Below are 6599 nucleotides of genomic sequence, written 5' to 3' on the forward strand. Positions count from 1 at the left end.
CTTGACGTAAAGTGTGACCGCCTCTTCGAGCGCGGTGAAGCCGCCGTTATAGCCGGCGCGCTGCAAGCGATCGACCTCGCTCTCGGTGAAATACTGGTAGCTGTCGCGAATGGAGGCGGGCATGTCGATATAGCGGATATTGGGCTTGGCTCCCAGCGCGGCGTAAGCGGACAGCATCAGATCCCTGAAGCTGCGCGCTTTGCCGGTGCCGACATTGAAGAGGCCGGAAACGGACGGACTCGCGAGCAGCCACATCACCACCCGTACCACGTCATCGACATAGATGAAGTCGCGCCGTTGATCGCCGTTGGCAATGCCGTCGCGATGCGACTTGAAGAGTTCGATTCCGTGCCCGGCCTTGATGTCGTCGAAGCGGCGCGCCAGCACGCTCATCATCGTGCCCTTGTGATATTCGTTGGGCCCGAACACGTTGAAGAATTTCAGGCCCGCCCATTGCGGCGGCAGCTTCTCGGCCCGCGCGGCGCGCTCCATCACCGCCACGTCGAACAGATGCTTGCTCCAGCCGTAGAGATTCATTGGCCGCAGGGTTTTCAGCGCGGCCAGCGACGGGGCGTCGGCAAAGCCCTGCGTGCCATCCCCATAGGTCGCGGCCGAGGAGGCATAGATAAAAGGAACCGCATGCGCGGTGCACCAGTCGAAGAGCCGCATCGAGAAACGGAAATTGGTCTCGATCACGAGATCGCCATCGGTCGCCGTGGTCTCGGAGATCGCGCCCATATGGATGACGGCATCGACCTTGCGGCCGTCGAGCCAGGCCAGGAGTTCAGCCGGCGGCACGATGTCGGCAAGCTGGCGTTTGGCGAGGTTGCGCCATTTGCCGCTGTCGCCGAGCAGATCGCAGACGGCCACATCCGTGCGGCCCGCCTCGTTGAGCGCGGCCACGATATTCGACCCGATAAAACCGGCCCCACCGGTCACCAGCAGCATTCCGCACCTGCCTGTTGAGATGTTCAAGCTTTGCCTTAACCGGGCCCGCCAAGCAACTTCGGCTAACCCGCATAGTGAAGGCCGTTGAGACCCGAGTTTAGAGACTTTACGTGCCTGCGCGGAGCCGTTACCGAGACGGCCATGGGTAGGCCCCTTAAATTATGAACGTTGATTCAGACCATTCCGTGGCTGTGGAAGACGCCAGCGATGCAAGGCCGATTCTGATCGTGCCGTATATGTGGATCGGCGATTTCGTCCGCGGCCACAGCGTGGTGCGGGTGCTGAATCAGCGCTTTCCCAATCGGCCAGTCGACCTCCTGACCACGACCTTATGCGCGCCGCTGGTCGATTACATGCCGGGGGTACGTGCCGGCGTGGTCTGGGACCTGCCGCGCAGCCGGCTAGCGCTGGCCGAACAACGGTGCCTCGCCGCGGCCCTCAAAGCCAAGAAATACGCCACGGCGCTGGTCCTTCCCCGGACCTGGAAGTCGGCACTGGCGCCGGCGCTGGCCGGAATCCCCGAACGAATCGGCTTTGTCGGCGAAGCCAGATTCGGCGTTCTCAACCGATGGCGCTGGGGCGAGCGGGCCCTGCCCCGCCATATCGACAAGAATGCCGTCCTGGCGCTGCCCGATGGCGCAGCCCGGCCGCGGGAATGGCCGGTTCCGCAATTGCGGGTGCCGCACGACGAAGTGATGCGTTTTCGGCAGACAAACGGTCTCGGCCAAGGGGCCGCGGTGGCGCTCGCGCCGGGATCGGTCGGCTCCTCCAAGCGCTGGAGTTATTACCCGCAAGCCGCAAAGCTTTTGGCCGAGCGGGGCCTGGACGTTTGGGTGATCGGCGGCCCCGGCGAGAAGGCAATCGCCGCCGAGATGGTCGCCGCGGGCGGCGCGCGGGTACGCGACCTCACCGGCACCGATCTTCGCCACGGCGTTTTGGCGATGGCGGCCGCACAGCTTGCGGTCAGTAACGATTCCGGCCTGATGCATGTCGCGGCCGCTTTGGGCACGCCGACCATGGGCATTTTCGGCCCGACCAGCCCTTATCACTGGGCGCCGATCAATGGCCTGGCGGCAACCATCCTAACCAAGACCACCGTGCCGTGTCAGCCCTGCCATCGCCCGGTCTGCACCATGAACGATCACCGCTGTATGCGGGATATCCCCGCATCCGACGTGGCCGAGGAAGTCATGAAGCTGGTTGCTGCTGCGCATTAAGCACGATACGCGCTTGCACGAGCTTGGTGTCGTGATTACCAAAGACGAACCAACATGGACGCCGACGCTTGAGCCCAACCTCAAAAGACCCTATTGCCGCGCATCTGAGGCTTTCGCGTCACGCGATTGAGCGCGCGGGCCAGGACGAAAGCCTGCTCGACGCGGCGCGTAAGATCGCCGACGTCATCGCGACCGGCTTGCGCGCCGGCAACAAGCTCCTGATCGCAGGCAACGGCGGCAGCGCCGCCGACGCCCAGCACATCGCCGCCGAAATTGTCGGCCGCTACAAGAGAGATCGCCCGGCCTATGCCGCGATCGCGCTGACCACCGACACGTCGGCGCTGACGGCGATCGGCAACGACTACGGATTCGAACATGTGTTTTCGCGCCAGGTCGAAGGGGTCGGCCGCCGCGGCGACGTGTTGCTCGCGCTGACAACCTCGGGCCGCTCGCCGAACATTCTGGCCGCACTGAAGGCCGCACGGCAGCATGGACTGATCACGGTGGGTTTCACCGGCGCCAAGATCATCTGCTGGTAGCGCCGAGCGACGACACCGCGGTCATTCAGCAAATTCATATGGCGTTCGCGCACGGCATCTGCGAGGTGATCGAGCAAACGCTGATGCAGGGATCCTAGTGGTCCAAACATGAACGGCAACAGTTCTCCCCACTCCGCGCCGCGACCGGCGGCGTTTCTCGACCGCGACGGCGTCATCAATTACGACGACGGCTATATGGGCACCCGCGACCGCATCCGCTGGATGCCAAATGCGGCAAAAGCGATCCGGCGGCTGAACGAGGCCGGCTATTTCGTGTTCTTCTTCACCAATCAATCCGGCGTCGCGCGCGGCTTCTTCAGCGAGGAAGCTCTCAACGCCCTGCACGACTGGATGCGCGCCGAGCTCGCCGCGCAAGGCGCCGTCATCGACGACATCCGCTATTGCCCGCATCATCCGGACGGATCGGTTGCGGGTTATCTCGAAGATCATCACTGGCGAAAGCCGAAGCCCGGCATGATTCACGACTTGATGAAGCACTGGCCGGTCCGTCACGAGGGCAGCTTCGTGATCGGCGATCGCGAGAGCGACTTAGAGGCGGCCGACGCGGCCGGCCTGCCCGGCTTTCTGTTCGCGGGCGGCGACATTGATGCCTTCGTGGCGGATATTCTGGCGTCCCGGATTTAGCGTCGCATCGCGAAGAAGGCACCGATGTCAGGCGCCGGCGACTTGATCTCGACCACGACGGAGTCTTCGATGGCCTCCAGGCCGTGGAGGACTCCTGTGGGGTGCCGGCAAACATCGCCAGGTCCCATGATGAATTCCTCCGAGCCGACCGTCGATTTCACTTTGCCCTTCACAACATAGGCAACCGATTCATGCGTATGCGTGTGAAGCGGGGCGCCGACTCCCGCCGCATAATGAATCTCGAGAAATGTCATCTCGTCGCCCTTGATCAGCGGCTTGACGAGCATATGGCCGCCATACACCGGTTTACCCTCAACGGCGCTTACAACTACCGCCTCGACGTCAGCATTTCTCGACTTGATCATATCGGTCTTCCTTGCGTATCAACCGCAATCGACAGGAAACGACGAGAGCCGCAACGGCACTCCGACTCCCTGCAACAGTCTTGCGGGCAAAATTATCGCCCTGCAAGCTAAGCCCATTCGTTTTAGGTCAGAATGGCAGTACGGTCAGGTAACAGGCAAAGTCCGCTATATCTCGATCACTGATGTGCAAGTCTGGACCGTCTTGCGGACCCTGATTCGGGGGTCGAATTTGCTTGAAAAACCCCGCCGATGCGGGCAAGCAGGCAGAAGTTTCGGGAAGCAACCCTGACCAAAGGGCGCGAGAGCCGCACTTTCGTCAATGGAACGTGGATGGCTGAATTTCCCAAGAAAATCACCGATGATCCCTATGGCGCGGCGGTCCTGATCCGCCGTCTGGTGGTCGAACAAGGGCTCGGCTACTGGCGGCAATATTTGACCGCCTTTGCTTTGATGGCGGTGGTCGCAGCCGCAAGCGCAGGCGCGACTTACGTGCTCGGGCAAGTGATCAATCAGGCTTACGTCAACAAGAACGTGGCGGGCATCGCGGCGCTCTCCGGCGTCACGGTGCTGTTGCTGTTTATCAAGGGCATCGGGACCTACGGCCACACCGTGATCCTGTCGAAGATCTCCAACGCCATCCTCGCCAACAATCAGCGGCAGCTGTTTGCCAAGCTGATGAGCGAAAGCATCGGCTTTTTCTCCGAACGCCATTCGTCGGAATTTCTGGCGCGCATGACCGCCGGCGCCAAAGCCATCACCGATCTCCTGAACATGCTGATCAATGCGATCGGCCGCGACTTCCTGGTCCTGATCGCGATGATTGCCGTGATGGTGTCGCAGGATCCGATCCTGTCCCTGATCGGTCTCGTCGCCGTGCCGCCGGCGATGCTGATGCTGCGCAAACTCGTCAAGCGCATCAAGGGCCTTGCGCACACCCAGTTCACCGGCACCGCCAACATCATGGAGACCATGCAGGAATCGCTGCAAGGCATCCGCACCGTCAAGGCATTCACGCTGGAACAGGCGATGCAGCGGCGCATCGACGGCAACATCGCAGCCGTCGAACACAACGCCAACAAGATGGCGCGGGTCTCCAACCGCTCGAACCCGCTGATGGAGATGCTTGGCGGTTTTGCGGTTGCGGGCTGCCTGCTTTATGCCGGCTACAGCGTGGTCGCGCTCAACTCGACGCCCGGACAGTTCTTCTCGTTCATGACCGCCTTCCTGATGGCGACCGAACCGGCCAAGCGTCTGGCGCGGCTCAACATCGATCTCAACAGTCAATTGGTCGGCGCGCGCATGCTGCTGGAAGTCATCGACAGCCCGGCCACCGAACAGAACGATGACGACAAGCCGGCGTTGAAACTCTCCGACGCCACCATCGAATTCCGGGATGTGTCGTTCGCCTATCGGCAAGACGAGCCGGTGCTGAACCGCATGAGCTTCGTCGCCGAGCCCGGCAAGGTCACCGCGCTGGTCGGCCCCTCCGGCGGCGGAAAATCGACGGTGCTCGCGTTGTTGTTGCGCTTCTACGAGATCAAGGAAGGCACAGTCCTGATCGACGGCCAGTCGATATCGGACGTGTCGCGGCGCTCGCTGCGCCAGCAGACCGGCTATGTCGGGCAGGACGTCTATCTGTTTCGCGACAGCGTCCGCGCCAATATCGCGTTCGGCAAGGAAGACGCGAGCGAAGCCGAAATCATCGAGGCCGCGAAGGCAGCCTGCGCACACGACTTCATCATGGGCTTTCCGCTCGGCTACGACACCCCGGTCGGCGAACATGGCGCGCAACTCTCGGGCGGCCAGCGCCAGCGCATCGCGGTCGCCCGCGCATTGTTACGGGACGCGCCGATCATCCTGCTCGATGAAGCGACCGCGGCGCTGGATTCGGAATCGGAAAAGCAGGTGCAGGAGGCGATCGAGCATCTTTGCCAAAATCGCACCACCATCGTGATCGCCCATCGCCTGCACACCATCATGCATGCGGACGCTATCCTGGTGGTGGAAGCCGGCGAGATCGTCGAACGTGGCCGTCACGAGGACCTGTTACGGCGCGGCGGCCGCTACGCCTCGTTCTTCCGCCTGCAGCAGCGCGACACCAATTATCTGACACCGGTCAGCGCGGCCGTGTAATCACGTCGTTTGGAGATTATCTGAGGGCGGAGGCCACGATCAGGCCGAGCAACGCAAAGGTCAGCGAATATTTCAGCGCGTAATACACCCGGCGGTTCCATTCCTTGATACGGCGGCCGAACAGGTGGATCTCGTAGAGCCTGCCGAACACCTTGTTGAGCACGCCGACCTGCTCGCCATCGACGTTCTGGGTCGCCGACGCCTTGACGACGTGATGGCTGACCCAGCGGTTCATCGCCGTCATGAAGGAGTACTTCATCGGGCGCTCGACGTCGCAAAACAGGATGATGCGGTTGGTCTCGGTCGCGTTCTCTGCGCTGTGGATGAAGGTCTCGTCGAACATGAAGGCCTCGCCGTCGCGCCAGACGCACGGCACGCCGTCGACCAGGATCCGGCATTTATCGGAATTGGGCGTCACCAGACCCAGGTGATAACGCAGCGAGCCCGCAAAGGGATCGCGATGGGCGCCAAGTTTGCCGCCGGGCGGCAGCATCGCAAACATCGCGCCATGCACGCTCGCGATCGAGTTCAACAGCTCCACCGTCTGCGGGCACAGCGCGCGCGCCGACGGCAAGAAGTCATCGTACCATTTCAGGTAAAAACGCTTCCAGCCGCTCTTGAAGAACGAATAGAAACCCCAATCGTTGTTATTGGCGGCGGCGCGGATAAATCCCTCATCGAACAGCCGAACCGCCTCGTCGCGGATGGTCTGCCAGTTCTCGTTCAGCTTGGCGAGCTCGGGAAATTCCTCG

At 62.1% G+C, this 6599-nt stretch carries 6 protein-coding genes and 1 pseudogene; 4 read left to right on the top strand and 3 right to left on the bottom strand.

The annotated features are described in order from the left end of the window. Nucleotides 1-948, bottom strand: a 948-nt coding sequence (gene rfaD / locus ABSE61_RS36430; protein ID WP_423875993.1) for an ADP-glyceromanno-heptose 6-epimerase, incomplete at its 3' end; no start/stop codon positions are given. Nucleotides 949-1109: 161 nt separating this feature from the next. On the opposite strand from rfaD, the gene waaF reads away from it, so the two are divergent. From waaF to ABSE61_RS36445, 3 genes and pseudogenes are all read left to right on the top strand, one after another. Beyond that, nucleotides 1110-2165 carry a lipopolysaccharide heptosyltransferase II gene (waaF, locus tag ABSE61_RS36435; RefSeq protein WP_423875994.1) on the top strand — a complete coding sequence of 352 codons (1056 nt, stop codon included), beginning with the start codon at nt 1110-1112 and terminating at the stop codon, nt 2163-2165. Between the two features lie 68 nt (nt 2166-2233). Next, nucleotides 2234-2802: pseudogene (locus ABSE61_RS36440) on the top strand (D-sedoheptulose 7-phosphate isomerase). A gap of 10 nt (nt 2803-2812) precedes the next feature. Next, a complete protein-coding gene (locus tag ABSE61_RS36445) occupies nt 2813-3349 on the top strand; it encodes a D-glycero-alpha-D-manno-heptose-1,7-bisphosphate 7-phosphatase (RefSeq protein WP_423875995.1) in 537 nt (178 codons plus the stop codon). On the opposite strand, the gene ABSE61_RS36450 is transcribed toward ABSE61_RS36445, so the two are convergent. Continuing rightward, entirely contained in the window at nt 3346-3714 is a 369-nt protein-coding gene (locus ABSE61_RS36450) for a cupin domain-containing protein (RefSeq protein WP_423875996.1), read from the bottom strand. The genes ABSE61_RS36445 and ABSE61_RS36450 overlap by 4 nt on opposite strands. A 330-nt stretch (nt 3715-4044) precedes the next feature. Between ABSE61_RS36450 and ABSE61_RS36455 the strand changes: the two genes are divergently transcribed. After that, nucleotides 4045-5847: an ABC transporter ATP-binding protein gene (locus tag ABSE61_RS36455; protein ID WP_423875997.1), complete on the top strand. Its 1803-nt coding sequence runs from the start codon at nt 4045-4047 to the stop codon at nt 5845-5847. Nucleotides 5848-5863: 16 nt separating this feature from the next. Here ABSE61_RS36455 and ABSE61_RS36460 read toward each other — a convergent pair. Beyond that, the coding region (locus tag ABSE61_RS36460) for an aspartyl/asparaginyl beta-hydroxylase domain-containing protein (RefSeq protein WP_423875998.1) at nt 5864-6599 on the bottom strand (736 nt) is incomplete at its 5' end.

The organism is Bradyrhizobium sp., assembly GCF_049519115.1.
Taxonomy (GTDB): Bacteria; Pseudomonadota; Alphaproteobacteria; order Rhizobiales; family Xanthobacteraceae; genus Bradyrhizobium.

Excerpts from the sequence above, each read along its gene's own strand:
- waaF (WP_423875994.1), top strand. The coding sequence starts at position 1,110 with ATGAACGTTGATTCAGACCATTCCGTGGCTGTGGAAGACGCCAGCGAT.
- ABSE61_RS36445 (WP_423875995.1), top strand. The coding sequence starts at position 2,813 with ATGAACGGCAACAGTTCTCCCCACTCCGCGCCGCGACCGGCGGCGTTT.
- ABSE61_RS36450 (WP_423875996.1), bottom strand. The coding sequence starts at position 3,714 with ATGATCAAGTCGAGAAATGCTGACGTCGAGGCGGTAGTTGTAAGCGCC.
- ABSE61_RS36455 (WP_423875997.1), top strand. The coding sequence starts at position 4,045 with ATGGCTGAATTTCCCAAGAAAATCACCGATGATCCCTATGGCGCGGCG.